Consider the following 17391-nt stretch of genomic DNA (forward strand, 5'->3'; position numbering starts at 1 on the left):
TCAGCGATTCGGGGTGGTCTCGACAGCGCGGGCGAGTGCGGCGAGGGCATAGAGCCTGGCCTCGCTCGGCGCCAGCAGCCAGCCGTCGGCGCGGACCAGCGGGCCGGTGCAGTATTCCGCCGCGATCAGCCTGGTGAGGGCGGTGAGCATCGCCTCGGTTGTGCTCGGCACCGAGCCCGTGGCTGCCAGCAGGGCCCGGCTCAGCTCGCGCACCAGCTGGTCAGGGCTCGCCGCCTGCGGCTGGGCTGCGAGGTAGGCGCTGCCGATGCGGGCCGCGGCGGCCGGTGCGCTCACGGGTCCGAGCAGCGCTGCCGCGCCGGCATCGGCACGCGCATCGGTGGCGATGTCGGTGGCAGCCGCATCGGCGCCGGCGCCGCGCCATCCGAGCGCGCCGGCGGTGAAGGCCAGTGCCGCCGCGATGAACCGGCGCCGGTCGAGGCTGGATGGGCCGGTGCTTGCTCCGCTCAGGGTGATACTCATGCGGGCTGCCCCTGCAAGTGATCCACCAATCGGTAAGCCAGCGCCAGCAGGTTCAGGGTCGGGTTGGCGGAGCCCCCGGTGGGGAATACCGAGGAGCCGGCGATGTAGAGATTGTCGGTGCCGTGCACCCGGCAGTTGCGGTCGACGACGCCGCGCTTGGGGTCGTCGCTCATGCGGGTGGTGCCCATGTGGTGCGAGCCGCCGGCGACCCGTTGCTCCCAGATGCCGTCGTCCGCGAGCTTCGGGCGCATGCGTCCGATGCCGGCGGCGGCCAGCGCCGCACCCAGGGCCTCGATATTGCCCACCAGACTCCGACGGTCCTGCTCCGTGAGCCGCCAGTCGAGCCGGGTGCGGCGCAGGCCGAGCGCATCGGTGTCGCCGGAAAGCGTGACCCGGGAGTCGGGATTGGGCACCTGCTCGCAGGAGCAGCCGATGCCCATGCGCACGCCGGCGCCGGCCGACGCATCCGGCCGCGACGTGGGGGCTTGGTCGGCGAGGAAGGGCCGGGCGGCCGCGAGCATGTCGAGCTGCCTGCTCAGCGCCGGGTCGGTGCGCGTTGCCGCGTCATCGTGCAGGTCGCCGATGGGTGACATGGTGAAGGAAATGTTGAGCCGCCGCGTGCGCCGCAGATAATCCGGGTCCGGGACATAGGAGACGCGCGCGGCGCGGCCGTCCACCATCACCTGCTCGCGGTAGATGCGCGGCAGGCGCTGCAGGTCGGTAATGACCACGTCCGCGAAGCCGCCCAGGTGCGGATGCTCCATGAAGCAGCGTCCCACCATGTCGTGCTGGTTGCCGAGGCCCGCCGGCGCGATGTCGTCCGAGAGGAGCAGCAGCCGGGCGTTCTCGATGCCGCCGGCGGCCAGCACATAGCGTCTGGCATGCACCCGGTGGCGGCGGCCGGTGAGCGTCTGTATGTCGAGATGGTCCACCGCCGCCGCCGAGGGCAGGGCGGCGATGCGGGTGACATTGGCATGCAGCAGCACATGGATGTCCCGGGCCTGCTCCAGCTCGCCGCGGTAGTGCTCGCCGAAGCGCGTCGGCGGGCTGAACTGGAACAAGCGCGTCTGGATGCGCCCGCAGCGCCAGTGCACCAGGGGCTCGCCGGTGTTGGCGGCCCAGTAGTCCAGGTCCTCGTAGCGGGCCGGCGCGTTCTCCACGGCCCGGCTCGCGGCCTCCCAGTAGGGGTCCAGCGCCTCGCGGCCGAAGGGCCAGCCGCTCAGCGGCACCCAGTCCCGCGCCTCGAAATCGATGGGGTCCAGCGGCCGGCAATAGCCGCCCCAGTGCCCGGAGCTGCCGCCGAATCGACGCAGCCGGGTGGCCGCCAGCGGATAGTCGATGCCCGTGCTCTCGCCCTGGTAGAGGGCCTGAATCTCGGCAGCCGAATCCAGACCGCCGGACTCCAGCAGGCAGACCTGGGTGCCCGGCGCGGCCATGGCGCGGGCGATGCTGATGCCGGCGGGGCCGGCGCCGATGATGGCGAGGTCGGCATCGATGCGGCTGCCGTCATCCAGTTCTCGGGCATCGATGAGCAAGGGCGTGGGTGCTCTTATGGCGTGGTGGGGGCGAGGGGGGCTCGGGTGCGGCCGCCGTCTCGGTGGCCCCCGTCGGCTGTTGTGGTCAGTCGATGCAGAAGCTTACAACGCCGCATGGAGGACCGGCTATTCCCGGCTATAGTCTGGGGATGGCCGCCAGGCAGCTCGATGCACTCTTTCATCCGCGGACCGTCGCCGTCGTCGGCGCCGGCGAGCGGCCCGGCTCCATTGGTGCGACGCTGCTGCGCAATCTGACGAGCGCGGGGTTCACTGGGCGCATCCTGCCGGTGAACCCGCACCACCGCCGGCTCGGTGGCGAGCCCTGTTTTCCGGACGTCGCGCGCCTGCCGGAGGCGCCGGACCTCGGCGTCGTCTGCACGCCGCCGGCCGCCGTGCCGGAGGTCGTCGACGCCCTGGGTGCCCGCGGCGCCCGGGCGGCGGTGGTGATCTCGGCGGGCTTCGGCGAATGCGCCGATGGCGGCGCCGAGCTGCAGCAGGCGGTGCAGGCCGCCGCTGCCAAGCATGGGCTGCGCCTGGTGGGGCCCAACTGCGTCGGGGTCATCGTGCCGGGCAGTGGTCTCAACGCCAGCTTTGCGCACCTGATGCCGGCGGCGGGGCGCCTCGCCTTCGTCGCCCAGTCGGGCGCCATCCTGACGGCGGTCATCGACTGGGCCGCACCCCGCGGCATCGGCTTCTCGCACCTGGTGTCCCTCGGCGACATGGCGGACCTGGGCTTCGGCGACGTGCTGGACCACCTGGCCTCCGACCCGGGCACCCGCGGCATCCTCCTCTACATCGAGGCCATCCGCGACGCACGGCGCTTTTTGTCCGCGGCGCGGGCGGCGGCGCGCATGAAGCCCGTCATCGTGGTCAAGGCCGGCCGACACCCGGAGGGTGCGCGGGCGGTGGCCTCGCACACGGGTGCGCTGGCAGGCTCGGATGCGGTCTACGATGCCGCCTTCCGCCGCGCCGGCGTGCTGCGGGTGCGGGGGCTGACGGAGCTGTTCGATGCGGCGGAGGTCCTGGCGCTCGCCAAGCCGCCGCGCGGGGACCGGCTGCTGATCCTGAGCAACGGCGGCGGCATCGCCGTGCTCGCCACCGACGAGCTGATCCACCAGGGCGGTCGCCTCGCGGCGCTGCCCGAGGCGACCATCAGCGCGCTGAACGCCGTGCTCCCGGCCACCTGGTCCCGCGCCAACCCGGTGGACATCATCGGCGATGCCGACGGCGCCCGTTATGCCGCGGCGTTGGCCGCGCTCTGCAGGGTGCCCGACGTGGACGGGCTCCTGGTGCTGCACTGTCCGACCGCCGTCGTCTCGCCCGACGCTGCGGCTGCGGCGGTCCTGGCAGCGCCCAAGGGACCTCAGCTGCTCACCAGCTGGGTGGGCGAGGCGGCGGTGGCCGGCGCCCGGGAGACCTTCGCGCGGCAGGGGATTCCGACCTACGACACCCCGGAGCAGGCGGTGCGCGCCTTCATGTACCTGGTGCGGCATCGCGAGCGCCAGCGCCTGCTGATGGAAACGCCGCCGTCACCGCCCGAGGACTTCGCCACGGATGCGGCCGGGGTGCGGGCGCTGCTGGACGGCCTCGACGCGGACGCGCTGGCCCGCCGGGGTGGCTGGCTCACCGAGGTGGAGTCCAAGCAGGTGCTCACCGCCTACGGCATCCCGACGGTGCCCACGCGGCAGGCCGGGACGCCGGCAGCCGCCGCGGCGCTCGCAGCCGACATGGGCACCGGGCCCTGGGTGGTGAAGCTGCTCTCGCCGGACGTACTGCACAAGCGCGCCGCCGGCGCCGTGGCGCTGGACCTGACCACCGCCGCGGAGGTGGGGCAGGCGGCGGCGCTGATGGCGAAGCGCCTCGCCGCGAGCCGGCCGCAGGCCGAAATCATCGGCTTCAGCGTCCAGCCCATGGTGCGCGGCCGCGGCGCCCGTGAGCTCATCGTCGGCGTCGCCGCGGACGCCCAGTTCGGTCCGGTGCTGCTGGTGGGCCACGGTGGCAGCGCCGTCGAGGCCATCGACGACAAGGCCATCGGTCTGCCGCCGCTCAACCTGCGCCTGGCGCAGGAGCTCATGGCGCGCACGCGCATCCATCGGGTGCTCTCAGGCGCCGGCGGCGAGCCCGCCGCGGCCCTGGACGCCGTGGCCCTGGTGCTCATGCGGGTCTCGCAATTGGTGTGCGACTTCGCCGAGGTGCTGGAGCTGGATATCAATCCGCTGCTGACGGACGCCGACGGTGTGCTGGCGCTCGACGCCCGGATTCGCGTGGACTTGAGCGCCCGCACTGCCGATCCCGGCGAGCGCCTCGCGATCCGCCCCTACCCCAAGGCGCTGGAGGAGACCATCAACTTGGGCGACGGCCGCCGCCTGCTGTTGCGGCCCATCCGGCCGGAGGACGAGCCCGCGCTCCAGGCCGCCGTCGCCGGCCTCACGCCGGCGGAGGCGCGGCTGCGGTTCTTCGCACCCACCCGCACCCTGGACCATGTGGCCGCCGCCCGCTTCACCCAGCTCGACTACGACCGGGAAATGGCCCTGGTGCTGACCGAGCCCGGCAGCCCCGGCCGTACGCCCATCTACGCCGTCGCCAACCTCTCCGCCACCCCGGACCGGGCCAGCGCCGAATACGCCGTGCTGGTGCGCCACGACATGGCCGGCATGGGCCTCGGCGTGCTGCTGATGCGCCGCATCATCGACTACGCCCGCGCCCGCGGCATCGGCGAGCTCACCGGCGATGTGCTGCGGGACAATACCACCATGCTCAAGCTCTGCCGGCTGTTCGGCTTCAGCACCCACCGCGACCCGGAGGACCCCGTCATCGTCAAGGTGCGGCTTCCGCTGTCCGGCGCTTAGGCGGCGAGGGCGCCGGATCGCGATAGGGCGATGGCGGCGACGGATACCCGTCGTGCAGCAGGCGCCACTGGGCACCATCGGTGGTGCCGATACGGGAAAACCATTGGGCGGCTGGGCCGATACCCGAGTGACGGCGCAGGGGTGGCGGTGTCTGCCCCTTTCGCTGAACCCCCGATCCTTCCCGTGCGTGTATTAAGGTAATGTGGTGGCGTCTACACATCTGTCGCGCTGAAACAACACAAAGGGGGTTTCCATGTCCAGCAGCAGAACACGCCGACGCCCCGGCCGCGTGCTCCTCGCCACCGTCGCCGTACTCGCATGTCATCAGGTCCATGCGGCGAACTGGGTCATGCTGCTGGGCACGGAGCCACCGTCCGCCCCCGCCTATCGCCCGTTCGGCTTCATCGGCGTCGACTACCAGCAGACACAGGGCACGGACCTGCCCGCCGGCCCCTGGGAAGGGCAGCCAATGGTGCTGAATCAGATTCCGCCCAACCTGGATACCGATTCGACGCTGCAGTTTTCGTTCGTGCGCCTGGGCCTGCGCGGGCGTCTGCTCGACGGCAAGCTCAACTATTGGGTGTCGCCCCTCGCCGGAGACAACCCGATCTCCCAGAACGGCACCCCGAACGTCAAGTTCACCGACGTGAGTGCGACCGCGAGCCTGATTCCGTATGCACGCATCCGCATCGGGCAGTTCAAGTATCCCGGCTCGGAGGAGGGCATGCAGCCGACGGTGTTGCGCGATTACATCAGCCCCACCGCCGTCAATGCACAGCTCGTCAACGAGCGCCCGCTCGACAGCGACGGGCTGCCTCCGGACGATGCGAACGACCTGACAGGCCCCGTGAGCGGCTGGCGCGACACCGGAATACAGCTGTTCGACGCCTTCAAGACTGGTGACTGGGAGCACACCTATGCGGTCATGGCAGGGACCGGCTCCGGTCTCGCCATCTACAACGGCACCGGCAGCGGCACACCGGACTGGTGGCTGTACTGGAGCTCGGAGTGGGTCTTCGGCGGCAAGGGGCCGTTCCGGGATGGGCTCAAGCTGACGGGCTGGTATCAAACCGGCGAGCGTGAGCTGCGCGCCGGCCCGGAGCAGACCAAGCAGACCTTCGATCGCACCCGCTGGGGTCTGGGTACCACCTTTCGCCGCGGCCCCTGGCGCGCCGCCGCCGAGTGGATCAAGGGTGATGGCATGATCTTCAACGGCACCGATGCCGTGGCGGTCCCGGGCGCGATCAGCAACAACGGCATGCGCGTGGCCTCCTACAACGTGCTGCCGGAGAACGAGGCCGACGGCTGGTACCTGGACGCGGGCTACACCCTATTCGACAAGTGGGAGCTGCGCGCGCGCTGGGACCGGCTGAACCGCGGCACGGACAGCGACATCACCGAGCGCCGCTTCGAGACCCTGACCCTGGGCACCACCTACCGCTTCAACAAGCACGTGCGCGTACTCATCGACTATCAGTTCCGCGACTTCAAGGCCCCGGGACTGCCCGGCGCCGCAATGCCCAATGTGATTCTGGACGACGTGGACAACGTCTTCGCGGCCCGGGTCTGGGCAAGGTTCTAGTGCGCAGCTGCTGCGGTCGCGCGGCCGTGCCGGATACGCCGACTCCGGTCGGCACGCTGGGGCGGGCGGACTGCGGTCCGCCGGCGGTGCAGGAGCGCTGGCCGCAGCCGTACCAGTCTCCAGGGCGGCCCAGACGCGGCTCTGGCTTGCGTCCCCCGGCCGGCGTCTGTTCCCGCGGGCCGGTCACGGCCGCCAGGTGCGTCACACGCCGCCGGCGTGGACAGTTTCGTAGTAGAGCTTCTCCAGCTCTTCCTTGTGCTTGGCCTCCTCGTTGGCGAGGTATTCGAACAGCTCCTTGATGGGGCCGGGGGCGGTGCTGTCGGCAAGGGAGCGGTAGTGGGTCATGGCCAGGTGCTCGCGGCCCATGGCGTACTGGAGCACGGCCTGGTCGTCGGGCTGCTCGCCCAGGTCCGGAGTCATCACGGCGTCAGCGAACTTGCCGTCGGTGACCGGGCGCTCGATCTCCGCCTGGATCGCGTCTTCGACGTCGTCGCGGGCGGCGAGGCTGGTGAAGAGGTCATAGTGGCCCTGCTCCTCCTGCGCCAGCTCCTCCACCAGCCAGCGGAAGCGCTTGCTGACCTTGGGAATCAGGTCCGTGTAGAAGTCCCGGGCGCTCTCCTCGAAGGACGTGGCCACGGCGAGCACGTCCTTCAGCGTGGTCATGGATTTGATCTTGGCGTAGCTGGCGGATTCGCCTTCCTGCATGCTGCTCATGCGGCTTGCTCCGAAATCATCAGGTGATCGTGGATGCTGGCGGCGGCCCTGTGGCCGTCGGCGACGGCAGAGACAACGTCCGGGCCCCGCACCATGTCGCCGGCGGCCCAGAGCCAGTCCGCGGAGGTGCGCAGCTGCTCGTCGACCCTGAGACGCCCGCGCTGCCACTCCAGTTCCTCGGTGAGGGCCTCGCCCAGCAGATTCACGTCGGCGGCCTGGCCGATGGCCTCCACCACCATGTCGCCATCGTGGACCAGCTCGTCGGCGTCGTCGAACTTGGGGGCGAAGCGGCCCTGCCCGTCGAAGATGGACAGCACCTTCAGCGTGCGCAGGCCGGTGGCGCGGCCTTGTCCGTCGAGCATGACCTCCTGCGGCCCGCGGGCGTCCAGGATCTCCACGCCTTCCTCGCGCGCCTCCCTGATCTCGTCGGGGTCGGCGAGGAAGTGGTCGATGTCCTCCAGGGCGGTGAGGGTGATGGCCACCTGGCCGTGCTTGCGCTTCTGCAGCCGGGCCAGGGTGCGGGCGATGTCCATGGCCACGTTGCCGCCGCCGATGATGACGGCGCGCTTCGGCACCGGGATGGACTCGCCGTCGGCGACCTTGCGCAGCAGCTCCACGGCGCGGTGCACACCCTCGGCATCCGCTCCCCTGACCCGGGTGGAGCGGCCCATCCACAGGCCCACGGCGATGAGCACCGCGTCGTAATCATCGCGCAGCTGCTCCATGGTCACGTCGGTGCCGACGCGGGTGTCGTACTGGATCTCGACGCCGAGGGAGGTGATCACGTCCACGTCGTTGTCCAGCTTGTCCGCCGGCAACCGGTAGTAGGGGATACCGTAGCGGGTCATGCCGCCGGCGGCGCCCATGGCCTCGAAGACCTTTACCGCATGGCCCTGCATGGCAAGGTCGTAGGCCGCCGTGAGCCCGGCGGGGCCGGCGCCGATGATGGCGATGCGCTGGCCGCTGGGAGAGGACTGCCTGCCCTCGGCGGCGATCTGCTTGACCCGTTCGTGGCTCAGCTGGTCCATGGCGAAGCGCTTGAGCCAGCGGATGGCGATGGGCTCGCCGCGGTGGCCGACGGAGCAGGCGGTTTCGCAGCGGTGCGTGCAGACCCGCCCGCAGGTGTGCGCGAAGGGGTTGGTGCGGTAGATCTGGCGCACGGCCTCTTCGATGTCGTCCTGCCAGATGGCGCGGATGTACTCCGGCGCGTTCATGTGCGTCGGGCAGGCGTCGTGGCACATGCCGCACTGCACGCAGCGCGACGCCTCGATGATGCCCTGGTTGCGGTCGTAGCCGTCGACGATCTCGTCGAAATTGCCGATGCGCGCCTCGGGGGCCAGCTCCGGCATGTCGGTGCGCTCCAGCGCCACCATGTCGCTCTCGGCGTGCTTGGCCCAGCCCTTGTCGTAGGCGACGCCGTGGATGCCGCTGCTGTCCGGCAGCACGAAGTAGCTGTCGAGCTCGGGGTCGGTGCAGGTGTGCACGTACTCGCGCGACAGCGAGATGGACCCGGTGGGGCAGAGGTCGACGCAGAGCGCGCACCAGCAGCAGCGGCCGTAGTCGATGGCCGGGCGCAGGTTGCGGACGCCCTTCTCTGGGTCCTCCGGCAGGCCGGGCACCTCCGCCATGGTGATGGCGGCGTTGTCGCAGACCTTCTGGCAGGTGCTGCAGCCGATGCAGGCCTCCCAGTCATTGAGGTGGAAGCCGCGGTAGTTGGCGGAGGCCGGGCGCGGGTCCAGGGATTCGGTGACCGCCTTGCGGCCGAAGAACTGCAGGTTCTTGAGGGGCGCGAGGATGCTGCCCTTGTCGTTCGGGTCGATACGGCTCATCAGCGGTCCACCTCCGGGGGGCAGGCGTCCAGGGAAAACATGATCTGCGCGACGTCCTCGATGCGGCAGCCGACGGAGAGCTTCTCCAGCACCTGCACCGCGTGCATCTGCGAGGGGCCGCGCACGTGGGTGCGGTAGGGCTTCTCGCCGCCGTTGGAGACCACGTACCAGGCGAGCTCGCCTTTGGAGGACTCCATACGCACGTAAGTCGAGCCCGCGGGCACGTTCCAGGCAAGCGGGTTCGGGATGGGGCAGCGGATGGGGCCTTCGATCTCCGGCAGCTTCGCCAGCACCTGGCGGATGATCTTGATGCTCTCGAACAGCTCCTTGCGCCGCACCAGGGCGCGCGCCCAGGCGTCGCCGGCGTCCTCGGTGACGATGTCGAAGTCGAGTTGGTCGTAGACCAGGTAGGGGTCGTCCCGGCGCACGTCGAAGGCGAGCCCCGTGGCGCGCAGGTTTGGCCCGGTGACGGCCCAGTCCAGCGCGTGCTGCTGGCTGATGACGCCGACGCCGCGGGCGCGCTTGACGAACACCCGGTTGCGGAACATCAGGTTGTCGTAGTCCGGCAGCCGGGACTCCAGGTAGTCGATGGTGTTGGACACCCGCTCGATGAAGCCCGGCGGCATGTCCCGGCGCACGCCGCCGGGGATGTTGTAGATGTGGTAGACGCGCCCGCCGCAGAGCTCCTCGAACAGGTCCAGGATCAGGTCGCGGTCCGCCATGCCCCAGAACATGGGCGTGTACATGCCCGTGGTGGCCGCATGGCCGCCGAAGGTGAACAGATGCGCGGCGAGGCGCGAGAGCTCCGCCTGCAGCACCCGCAGCCACTTGGCGCGCTCCGGGACCTCAAGACCGCACAGGTCCTCCACGGCGAGGCAGTAGCTGATCTCCATGGGCACCGGGTCCGGCACGCAGATGCGCGGCGTGATGGCCAGGTTCTGGATCCACAGCCGGCCTTCCATCAGCTTCTCGAAGCCCCGGTGCAGGTAGCCGGCATCGGCGCGGCCCTCGATGACCTCGTCGCCGTGCAGCCGCAGCTTGAAGGCGTAGTTGCCCTCGATGCCGGGGTGGTTCGGGCCGATGTTCAGCTCGTACTCGTGGCTCGGCGGCTGACGCTGGGTCTCGTAGTTTTCGGGTCTCATGGCGGATCAGGGGCTGGGGCTTGAATGAATTGGTAGGAGCTGGGAGAAGATTCAAAAACCAGTCGTCGACGGCGTCGGCTTTGGCGACACAAGTGTTTGAGGTCTTTTTGAACCGTATCCAGGCGATGGGCCCAGGAGAAGGGAGTAGCCATCGGCTCATGGTGCGGGGTTTTGCCCGGCCACTTGCCACCAGGTTCTCATTTCCGGCTGAAGCGCTGCTCGTCGGGGCGGATCGCGATGCCGCCGCCCTGGGCGACGATCTCCTTCAGCCACTCGGGGTTGTAGTCCTGCCAGTCGAAGTGATCGTTGACCCAGGCCTCGGAGTCGAAGTCTTTGCGCATGGGCGGCGGGCCGTCCCATTCGGTGAGGATGAACTTGCTCATATCCGGGCTGCCCTCGAAGTAGACACCGAACATCTCGTGGATGTCCCGCTCGAAGAAGGCGGCCGGGGTGTAGATGTCGTAGACCGAGATGTAGACGCCGGGCTCCCGCGGAATGCGCGTGTGGGCCGACACCAGCGACTGCAGCTCGTAGGACCAGACGTGGTAGACCAGCTCGAAGGCGCCGTCGTCGGGCCAGTCCACGCAGCTGATGGCGGACAGGTGCACGTACGATGCCCGTCCGCGCAGCAGCTCCAGGAGCGCTGGCAGGGCATCCGCCGCCACGTCAACGCGCAGCCGGCGGCTCGACTTGCGCCGGAACTCGATGCCTTCCAGCTCCGACAGCACTTTGTCGAGCCAGGTGGAGAGCTCTTTGCCTTTGGTCATGGGTCGGCCTGTGTTGGGTTGGCTCACGCGAAGGTGGTTGGAAGCTTGTCACGCGAAGACGTTGGGTGCGATGTCACGCGAAGACGCTGGAAAGAGGGGCACGCGAAGACGCGCAGGGAAGGCGCGAATGAAGAGGTGGCATGCGAAGACGCGAAGACGCGAATTGAAGAGGTGGCACGCGAAGACGCTGAGGTGAAGGCGCGAATTGAAGAGGTGGCACGCGAAGACGCTGAGGTGAAGACGCGAATTGAAGAGGTGGCACGCGAAGTCGCGAAGACGCGAAGGGGAAGACGCGAATTGAAGAGGGGGCACGCGAAGACCCGAGGACGCGAAGGGGAAGACGCGACTGAAGAGGTGGCACGCGAAGATGCGAAGGCGCGAAGGGGAAGGCGCGGGTCTGAAGAGGGCACGCGAAGACGCGAATAGAAGAGGGCACGCGTAAACGCGAGGGGTCTGGATTTGACGCAGGGCGTCGAGCGGAGGTCCGGCCACAGGGCCGGCGCTGGCTCCCACGCTCCCGCGTGGGAGCAAGGGCGGACGCTCTGCGTCCCGGGTCCATTCTCGCGAGATGGTCGGAGTTATGACCAAGGCCTGATGTAGAGAGGTTCATGGCGTGGGTCCTTGTCATTGATTCACGCGGAGAGTTGAAGCTGTAAGTTCATGATGATTGTTGACGACGCGCCGTACGCCTTCCCTGAAGGTCGCTGCGCCGAAGTTGATCACCAAGCCGACGCGCAGATCCATCAGGCGCAAATAGGTGAGCAGTTGCTTCATGTGTAGCGGCAGTAACTTCTCCACTGATTTGACCTCGATCACCAGACAGTCGGCGACGAGCAGATCGATGCGGAGCCCTTCATCGAAGTGCATGTCGTCAAAGTCGAACGCAACCCGCTTCTGACGCTCGACCCGCAAGCCACGCTTCTCCAGCATCCGGGCCAGCACGGCCTCGTAAACCGATTCCAGCAAGCCCGGCCCAAGATCCCGATGCAGCCGAAACGCCGTATCCACCACAATGGAAGAGACTTCCTCTACGTCCATACCGCTCCGCATCCGCGCGCCGTCTTCTTCGCGTCTTCGCGCGAGCCTCTTCTCCCCGCGTCCTCGCCTTCGCGTCTTTCCTCGGCGCCTTCCTACCCAGTCGAGCGCCAGTTACGCTGCTGCTCCAGCTCGGCGATGGAAAGCTTGATGTCCAGCGCCTCCAGCGGCTTCTGGTGCTGCTCCAGCAGCGCCGTGTGCTCGCCGCGCGTTTCCGGGCCGAGCTGGCCGTAGTGCTCCGCCTCACTGATGATGTCGGTGGGTGTCTGCCAGGTCTCGCCGAACAGCCGCTGCTGGTTGCCGAGGTAATAATCGTAACGGCGGTAATAGTCCTGCCAGGCGTTGCCCTCGCCGTTCTTGATGTTCTCGATCAGCTCGCGCAAGCCGGCGATGACCGCCTCCGGTCGCGGCATGCAGCCGGCGATGTACATGTCCACCGGCAGATAGTCGTTCAGCTTCTTGGCGGTCGCATAGCTCTGCCAGTACATGCCGCCGTTGACGGTGCAGGAGCAGATGCCGATGACGTACTTGGGGGAGGGCATCTGCTCATAGGTCAGGATGACGCGCTTTAAGGTCTTCACCGAGACATAGCCCGTCACCAGCAGGATGTCCGCCTGCCGCGGCGTCACCATGGGCTGGATGCCGAGCCGCTCCATGTCGAAGCGCGAGGTCATCGCCGGCGGCAGCTCCACCGCCCCACAGCCGGTGCAGTAGTGCAGCATGAACAGCGAGCGTGACTGCGCGAAGGCGATGAGCTCGTCGAAGACATGGGCGAGCGGGTTGGTGCGCTTACCGGCCTTCACCGGCAGCGGGTCGCCCGCGCGGGCGAGCTGCTTCTGATCGGTTTGGTGTGCCTTGGTCATATTCAGCCTCGTGAAGGATGCCCCGGCCAGCGGTGCTCGCCGATCATAGGTCTTCTGGTGTGAGCCCGGTCTGCTTCGCAATGCGTGCCAACATTCTGGGTCCGATCTCATCACGGTCGTGGAACGCGAATACGACGTCTGGATAACCATCGCGCTCCAGTATCCGGTGCGAGCTGCTCTGTCGCTTGATGCCCCATCCAATCTTGACTAGCGCCGCCAACACACGTTTGGCCTTTGTGGAGGGCCAGCGACTCATGCCGCCGCAAAAGTGATCGTAATCGGTTCTACGGGCTGCTCGCCGTGCTCGATCCGATCCGCCAAGACCCTGAGTGCCAGCGCCTCGACTTTCGCAACGGCTTCTTCATGACTGGCTCCATAGCAAAGCGCCCCGGGAATGGCTTCGATCTCGGCGATCCAGCGACCATCGTCCTCGCGCTCGGTTTCGACTGTGAAGAGCATGTCGCCTCCGGTGTGCAGGGGTTTTGCTCCGTCAGGTCGTTCAGGTCATCAGAAACGCCAGACCCAGCAGCCCGATCATGGTAGGCCAGGTCCAGAGCAGCCGAACCACGTCCTCGGTGCGGTAGCGCGGGAACAGGTAGGCGATGGACATCGGAATCGCCACCACCGCGAAGACCTTGATCAGGAAGGTCAGCCAGTTCTCGCCGCCGCCCAGGAACAGCGTCGTGTAGAGGACGCCGGCGGTGTAGAGCTGGAAGCATTGCATCACGAACAGCCCGCCCAGGAACTTGCCGCCCATCTCCACCATCGGTCCGGTGGCGATCTCCGCCGGGGCCACGTAGATCTCGAAGGGCTGCTTGCCGAGCATGCCCTGCATGGCGATGAGTCCGGCGATGGCGAGCAGCGGATTCTGCACGATGCCCCAGGTGGCGATGCCGCCCGCCTGCTGCATGGCGATCATCTCCACCAGGTTGGTGGAGCCATAGATGAAGGCCACGCCGAAGGCGACGATGACGAAGGGGATGTCGTAGGCCAGCATCGCCGTCAGGGCGCGGGAGATGCCGATGGACCCGTTCGGGTTCGCGCACTGGCCGACGCCGAGCGCGAGCCCCAGCGACGGGATCATGGTGATGTACAGGAGCGCGATGAGCCCGCCCTTTTCGGCGATGCCGTTCATGCCCGGCACCGGCAGCAGGGTCTCCGCGGCTACGAAACCGCCGATGGCCATGACGATGCCGATCTCGTGGATCAGCCCGTGCGACACCTGCGTCTGCTTGCTGTGCAGCTTGACGATGTCGTACAGCGGCTGGAAGAAGGGCGGCCCGACCCGGCGCTGCAGCTTCGCGCCGATCCTGCGCATCATCAGCACCATGGCCATGCCGACGATGAAGGCGATCAGCGGCATCAGCGTGAGCTCGATCAGGAGGTGTTGCCAGTGCATCGACGTGGTCTCGTGAGGCGATTCGTGCCTGGTTGATGGTCGCCTGGAGGCCGTCGAGCCCCAGGAGCAGTCTGAGGCGGCGGCTTCAGGCCGCGTCTTTCGCCGGTGACTTCTGCGGCCGCGGGGCCGGCATACCGCTCAGCATGCCTGCGACGCTGATGTCTTCATCGACATCCGGCCAGTGCGCACCCTGTCCGTCGCCGAGGATCTGGAAGTTCTGACGTGCCTCGGGCGTGGCATCGGACAGTCGCCACGACCAGGCCAGGGGCACGCTGATCGTCCGGCCGTCGGTGAGCTCGGCGATGATTTCGTCGTCGGTGACATGCAGTTGTCGGAGGCGCGCTTCTGTATGGTCAGCCGCAGTGCTCATGCCATGCCTCTTGAATGCCAGCCAGGTTATCCAGGATGGTCCTTCGCAGCGCGTTCAGCTCTTTTGCCGTGAAGCCAGCGTTCCTGGCCAGGCTGACCGGCTCCAGCCAGAATTTGCAGAGTCTGCGCTCGCGCTGGACATGGACATGCGGTGGCTCGTTGCAGTCGAAACTGTAGAAGAAAAACCGGTGCGGACCCTGAACGACGTGAACGGTCGGCATCGTACTGGTATCGCGATCGGCACCGGCCTGGCTCGCCCGCTTACAACACCACCCAGGCCAGCATCACCACCGCCGCCGCCACCGCGAACAAGGTGGTGGCCGACGGGATGATCGAAGCCCTGGAACCAGCAAAACGCCCCCGCGCATTCATGTCGCCGCATCCGGCAACGGCAGCTGAAACCGACCTGCAACAATGCCGGCCACGGTCAGGTCTTCGTCCAGTGCTTCCCAGCGCAGGGCGTGCCCTGATACTTCGACCTGCACCTGCTTGAGCGCTTCGTCGGACGCCCCGTGGAGTATCCGGAAGCGGTCCGCCGGGAAGCCGATGACCCTGCCATCCGTAAGCTCGACATAGATCATGCGTCGCTCCGCCCAGGCAGTGATGGCGCAGGGTTCGCCGTCAGTCGCGGAGATGCTCATGGTATTTCTCTCTCAGGAAGACTTGCCTTTCGTAGACCAGACTCTCTATCTCACGGAGCAGCTTCGGCGGGATACCGCGATTGCGCGCCAGGCTGATCGGGTCCAGCCAGAATTTGCATTCGCCGTCCCCGCAGCGCACGTGGATGTGCGGGGGCTCGTTGCCCTCATCCGAGTAGAAATGGAACCGAAACCCTCTGATGCGCAGGACAGTGGGCACGACCAGGTCATCCGCTGCGTCGAGCTTACAACACCACCCAAGCCAGCATCACCGCTGCCGCCGCCAGCAAGAACAAGGTCGGCTGCACATACCGATACACCCCCACGGTGGAGAACGACAGCATGTCCACGGTGGACGTGACCGTCCCCTCCAGCCAGCGGAAGCCGCCCTTGTAGAGCCCGCCGATGAGGTGCATCAGGCCGGCGTAGAAGTTGTCGCTGTAGTGATAGCGCACGTCGGCGGTCAGAAAATGCCCGCCGGCGTAGTTGTCCAGCTGGTGCACCCGCTTCGACTTGCCGCCGAAGCCGTAGAACACCAGTGCGCCGACGCCGAAGCCGGCGAAGAGCACCCCCACCAGCCAGACCATGTCGATGCTGCCCTGCGGGCTCTCGACGCCGCCCAGGGTGTAACTGATGACTTCCAGACCCAGCGCCCGCTGCACCTCGGCCACCCAGGAGAGCGCCGGTCCCGGGAAGACGCCGGCCAGGAAGATCACCGTGGACAGCCCCAGCATGGGCGCGAGCAGGCTGACGGGCGCCTCGCGCACCTGCTCGTGCTCAAGGCGCAGCTGGCCCAGGAAGATGTTGTGGATCAGCTTGTAGACCGACAGGATGGTGCCGAGCGTGCCGATGACCGACGCCACGAACAAAAACGGCATCTCCGCTGCGATGAGCGAGCGGTAAACCAGCCACTTGGACACGAAGCCCGCCATGGGCGGCAGCCCGGCAAGGCTGATGATGCCGATCAGCAGCACGACGAAGGTGATGGGCATGCGGGTGAAGAGCCCGCCCAGCTTGTTCAGGTCCGCGGTGCCGGTGCGGTACATCACTGCGAACACCGCCATCAGCAGCGCCGCCTGGGTGATGGCGTAGTTGAACACGTGCAGCAGCCCGCCGGCGGAGCCGTTGGCGGTGCCCACCAAGAGCCCGAGCAGCATGTAGCCGCCCTGGCCGATGCCGTGCCAGGCCAGCAGGTAACGGGCGTCGTGCTGCTGCAGCGCCGTGTAGGTCGGGAAGATGATGGTCAGCGCCGCGATCCAGCAGAGCAGCTCCCGGGCGCTGATGAAGGTGTAGGGGATCTCCATCTGCACCAGTCGCCCGATACCCACCAGGGCCACGAAGACGACGACGATGGCATAGAGCCCCATGCGCGCGGAGATGGCGCCGAGGAAGGCCGAGCCCGGACCCGGCGTCTCGGCATAGGCCGGCGCCTGCCACAGGTGCAGCGGAATCAGCCCGAGCTTGACGCCGAAGCCGCCCACCAGCAGCGCCACCAGCACCCAGAGCTGACCGTTGGTTATGGTCGGCACCGCGGCGGCGAAGTCCGCATACGAAAAGGACCCGGTGACGCCGTAGATCAGCACCAGCGCACCCAGCACCGCCATGGCGCCGGCGAAGGCATAGGTCACATAGCGCAGCGCCGCCTGCGCCGCGATGCCGCCGGCCACCGCCATCAGCAGGAAGCTCGCCCAGCTGACCAGCTCCCAGCCGATGAACAGCGACAGGAAGTCGCCGCTGCCCACCAGCAGCAGCATCGAGAGCACATTCGCCGCCAGCGCCACGTGGAAGAGCCGCGGGCCGTGGCCCTGGCTGCGATACAGCCCCTGCCAGCCGCCGCCCGCGTACCAGGCGGACACGAAGCCGGCGCCGATGGTGATCATCGCGAAGAACCAGGACAGGGCGTCGTAGCGCCAGCCGAGGGCGTGGCCCAGGATCTCGAAGCGCATCGCCGCCGTCATGGGCTCGCCGCGCAGCGTGCCGGTTTCGAGCAGCAGCCAGAACTGCACGCCGTAGCCCATCACCATAAGCGGCCCGGCCATGCGCCAGCGCCCCAGCAGCAGGGCCAGCAGCAGCGTCGCCGCGGCCGCTGCGAAGAGCAGGTCCAGCGGCGTCAGGGCGCCAGGCAACGGGAGCGCGGGCAGGGCCGGAAGGGGCAGGGCGGGCAACTGCATCGGGTGGGCTCTCCGGAA

General features: G+C 67.9%; 18 protein-coding genes. 2 read left to right on the forward strand and 16 right to left on the reverse strand.

Annotated features, from left to right (window positions below):
* Both QZ607_RS09610 and QZ607_RS09615 read right to left on the reverse strand, forming a co-directional pair.
* Positions 1-480 (reverse strand): hypothetical protein, encoded by a 480-nt coding sequence (locus QZ607_RS09610; protein ID WP_295882209.1) that lies wholly within the window; start codon positions 478-480, stop codon positions 1-3.
* Complete coding sequence (locus QZ607_RS09615) at positions 477-2015, reverse strand: FAD-dependent oxidoreductase (protein ID WP_295882210.1); 1539 nt, start codon at positions 2013-2015, stop codon at positions 477-479. Before QZ607_RS09615 ends, QZ607_RS09610 begins: the two co-directional genes overlap by 4 nt.
* 149 nt (positions 2016-2164) lie before the next feature.
* Here QZ607_RS09615 and QZ607_RS09620 point away from each other — a divergent pair, with 149 nt between their 5' ends.
* Together QZ607_RS09620 and QZ607_RS09625 are read left to right on the forward strand one after the other, a co-directional pair.
* Positions 2165-4864, forward strand: a complete 2700-nt coding sequence (locus QZ607_RS09620; RefSeq protein WP_295882212.1) for a bifunctional acetate--CoA ligase family protein/GNAT family N-acetyltransferase — start codon at positions 2165-2167, stop codon at positions 4862-4864.
* A 253-nt stretch (positions 4865-5117) separates the two neighbouring features.
* Positions 5118-6446 carry a porin gene (locus QZ607_RS09625; protein ID WP_295882214.1) on the forward strand — a complete coding sequence of 443 codons (1329 nt, stop codon included), beginning with the start codon at positions 5118-5120 and terminating at the stop codon, positions 6444-6446.
* A gap of 201 nt (positions 6447-6647) precedes the next feature.
* Here the strand turns inward: QZ607_RS09625 and QZ607_RS09630 are convergent, their stop codons facing one another.
* From QZ607_RS09630 to QZ607_RS09695, 14 genes are all read right to left on the reverse strand, one after another.
* Positions 6648-7160 (reverse strand): ferritin family protein, encoded by a 513-nt coding sequence (locus QZ607_RS09630; RefSeq protein WP_295882215.1) that lies wholly within the window; start codon positions 7158-7160, stop codon positions 6648-6650.
* Positions 7157-8989, reverse strand: coding sequence for an FAD-dependent oxidoreductase (locus QZ607_RS09635; RefSeq protein WP_295882217.1), 1833 nt, complete (start codon positions 8987-8989; stop codon positions 7157-7159). The genes QZ607_RS09630 and QZ607_RS09635 overlap by 4 nt, the downstream gene beginning before the upstream one ends.
* Positions 8989-10131, reverse strand: coding sequence for an NADH-quinone oxidoreductase subunit D (locus tag QZ607_RS09640; RefSeq protein WP_295882219.1), 1143 nt, complete (start codon positions 10129-10131; stop codon positions 8989-8991). Before QZ607_RS09640 ends, QZ607_RS09635 begins: the two co-directional genes overlap by 1 nt.
* 197 nt (positions 10132-10328) lie before the next feature.
* Positions 10329-10898, reverse strand: a complete 570-nt coding sequence (locus QZ607_RS09645; protein WP_295882220.1) for an NADH-quinone oxidoreductase subunit C — start codon at positions 10896-10898, stop codon at positions 10329-10331.
* Positions 10899-11522: 624 nt separating this feature from the next.
* Entirely contained in the window at positions 11523-11936 is a 414-nt protein-coding gene (locus QZ607_RS09650) for a GxxExxY protein (protein WP_295882222.1), read from the reverse strand.
* Between the two features lie 92 nt (positions 11937-12028).
* Entirely contained in the window at positions 12029-12796 is a 768-nt protein-coding gene (locus QZ607_RS09655) for an NADH-quinone oxidoreductase subunit B (protein ID WP_295882224.1), read from the reverse strand.
* 43 nt (positions 12797-12839) lie between these two features.
* Positions 12840-13052, reverse strand: a complete 213-nt coding sequence (locus QZ607_RS09660; protein ID WP_295882226.1) for a type II toxin-antitoxin system HicA family toxin — start codon at positions 13050-13052, stop codon at positions 12840-12842.
* Positions 13049-13255, reverse strand: coding sequence for a type II toxin-antitoxin system HicB family antitoxin (locus QZ607_RS09665; protein ID WP_295882227.1), 207 nt, complete (start codon positions 13253-13255; stop codon positions 13049-13051). Before QZ607_RS09665 ends, QZ607_RS09660 begins: the two co-directional genes overlap by 4 nt.
* A gap of 40 nt (positions 13256-13295) precedes the next feature.
* Positions 13296-14195 (reverse strand): respiratory chain complex I subunit 1 family protein, encoded by a 900-nt coding sequence (locus tag QZ607_RS09670; protein WP_295882229.1) that lies wholly within the window; start codon positions 14193-14195, stop codon positions 13296-13298.
* An 85-nt stretch (positions 14196-14280) separates the two neighbouring features.
* Positions 14281-14565 carry a DUF2442 domain-containing protein gene (locus QZ607_RS09675; RefSeq protein ID WP_295882231.1) on the reverse strand — a complete coding sequence of 95 codons (285 nt, stop codon included), beginning with the start codon at positions 14563-14565 and terminating at the stop codon, positions 14281-14283.
* Positions 14549-14785: a DUF4160 domain-containing protein gene (locus QZ607_RS09680; RefSeq protein ID WP_295882233.1), complete on the reverse strand. Its 237-nt coding sequence runs from the start codon at positions 14783-14785 to the stop codon at positions 14549-14551. Before QZ607_RS09680 ends, QZ607_RS09675 begins: the two co-directional genes overlap by 17 nt.
* A 147-nt stretch (positions 14786-14932) precedes the next feature.
* Positions 14933-15205 (reverse strand): DUF2442 domain-containing protein, encoded by a 273-nt coding sequence (locus QZ607_RS09685; RefSeq protein WP_295882235.1) that lies wholly within the window; start codon positions 15203-15205, stop codon positions 14933-14935.
* The gene (locus tag QZ607_RS09690) at positions 15186-15422 is read right to left on the reverse strand and encodes a DUF4160 domain-containing protein (RefSeq protein WP_295882236.1); all 237 of its coding nucleotides are present in this window, start codon (positions 15420-15422) and stop codon (positions 15186-15188) included. Before QZ607_RS09690 ends, QZ607_RS09685 begins: the two co-directional genes overlap by 20 nt.
* A gap of 25 nt (positions 15423-15447) precedes the next feature.
* A complete protein-coding gene (locus tag QZ607_RS09695; protein ID WP_295882238.1) occupies positions 15448-17373 on the reverse strand; it encodes a proton-conducting transporter membrane subunit in 1926 nt (641 codons plus the stop codon).
* Positions 17374-17391 lie beyond the last annotated feature (18 nt).

It is taken from the genome of uncultured Thiohalocapsa sp. (assembly GCF_913063425.1).
Taxonomy (GTDB): domain Bacteria; phylum Pseudomonadota; class Gammaproteobacteria; order Chromatiales; family Chromatiaceae; genus Thiohalocapsa.

Coding starts and splice junctions, on each gene's coding strand:
- QZ607_RS09610 (WP_295882209.1), bottom strand. CDS start 480: ATGAGTATCACCCTGAGCGGAGCAAGCACCGGCCCATCCAGCCTCGAC.
- QZ607_RS09620 (WP_295882212.1), top strand. CDS start 2,165: ATGGCCGCCAGGCAGCTCGATGCACTCTTTCATCCGCGGACCGTCGCC.
- QZ607_RS09625 (WP_295882214.1), top strand. CDS start 5,118: ATGTCCAGCAGCAGAACACGCCGACGCCCCGGCCGCGTGCTCCTCGCC.
- QZ607_RS09630 (WP_295882215.1), bottom strand. CDS start 7,160: ATGAGCAGCATGCAGGAAGGCGAATCCGCCAGCTACGCCAAGATCAAA.
- QZ607_RS09635 (WP_295882217.1), bottom strand. CDS start 8,989: ATGAGCCGTATCGACCCGAACGACAAGGGCAGCATCCTCGCGCCCCTC.
- QZ607_RS09640 (WP_295882219.1), bottom strand. CDS start 10,131: ATGAGACCCGAAAACTACGAGACCCAGCGTCAGCCGCCGAGCCACGAG.
- QZ607_RS09645 (WP_295882220.1), bottom strand. CDS start 10,898: ATGACCAAAGGCAAAGAGCTCTCCACCTGGCTCGACAAAGTGCTGTCG.
- QZ607_RS09650 (WP_295882222.1), bottom strand. CDS start 11,936: ATGGACGTAGAGGAAGTCTCTTCCATTGTGGTGGATACGGCGTTTCGG.
- QZ607_RS09655 (WP_295882224.1), bottom strand. CDS start 12,796: ATGACCAAGGCACACCAAACCGATCAGAAGCAGCTCGCCCGCGCGGGC.
- QZ607_RS09660 (WP_295882226.1), bottom strand. CDS start 13,052: ATGAGTCGCTGGCCCTCCACAAAGGCCAAACGTGTGTTGGCGGCGCTA.
- QZ607_RS09665 (WP_295882227.1), bottom strand. CDS start 13,255: ATGCTCTTCACAGTCGAAACCGAGCGCGAGGACGATGGTCGCTGGATC.
- QZ607_RS09670 (WP_295882229.1), bottom strand. CDS start 14,195: ATGCACTGGCAACACCTCCTGATCGAGCTCACGCTGATGCCGCTGATC.
- QZ607_RS09675 (WP_295882231.1), bottom strand. CDS start 14,565: ATGAGCACTGCGGCTGACCATACAGAAGCGCGCCTCCGACAACTGCAT.
- QZ607_RS09680 (WP_295882233.1), bottom strand. CDS start 14,785: ATGCCGACCGTTCACGTCGTTCAGGGTCCGCACCGGTTTTTCTTCTAC.
- QZ607_RS09685 (WP_295882235.1), bottom strand. CDS start 15,205: ATGAGCATCTCCGCGACTGACGGCGAACCCTGCGCCATCACTGCCTGG.
- QZ607_RS09695 (WP_295882238.1), bottom strand. CDS start 17,373: ATGCAGTTGCCCGCCCTGCCCCTTCCGGCCCTGCCCGCGCTCCCGTTG.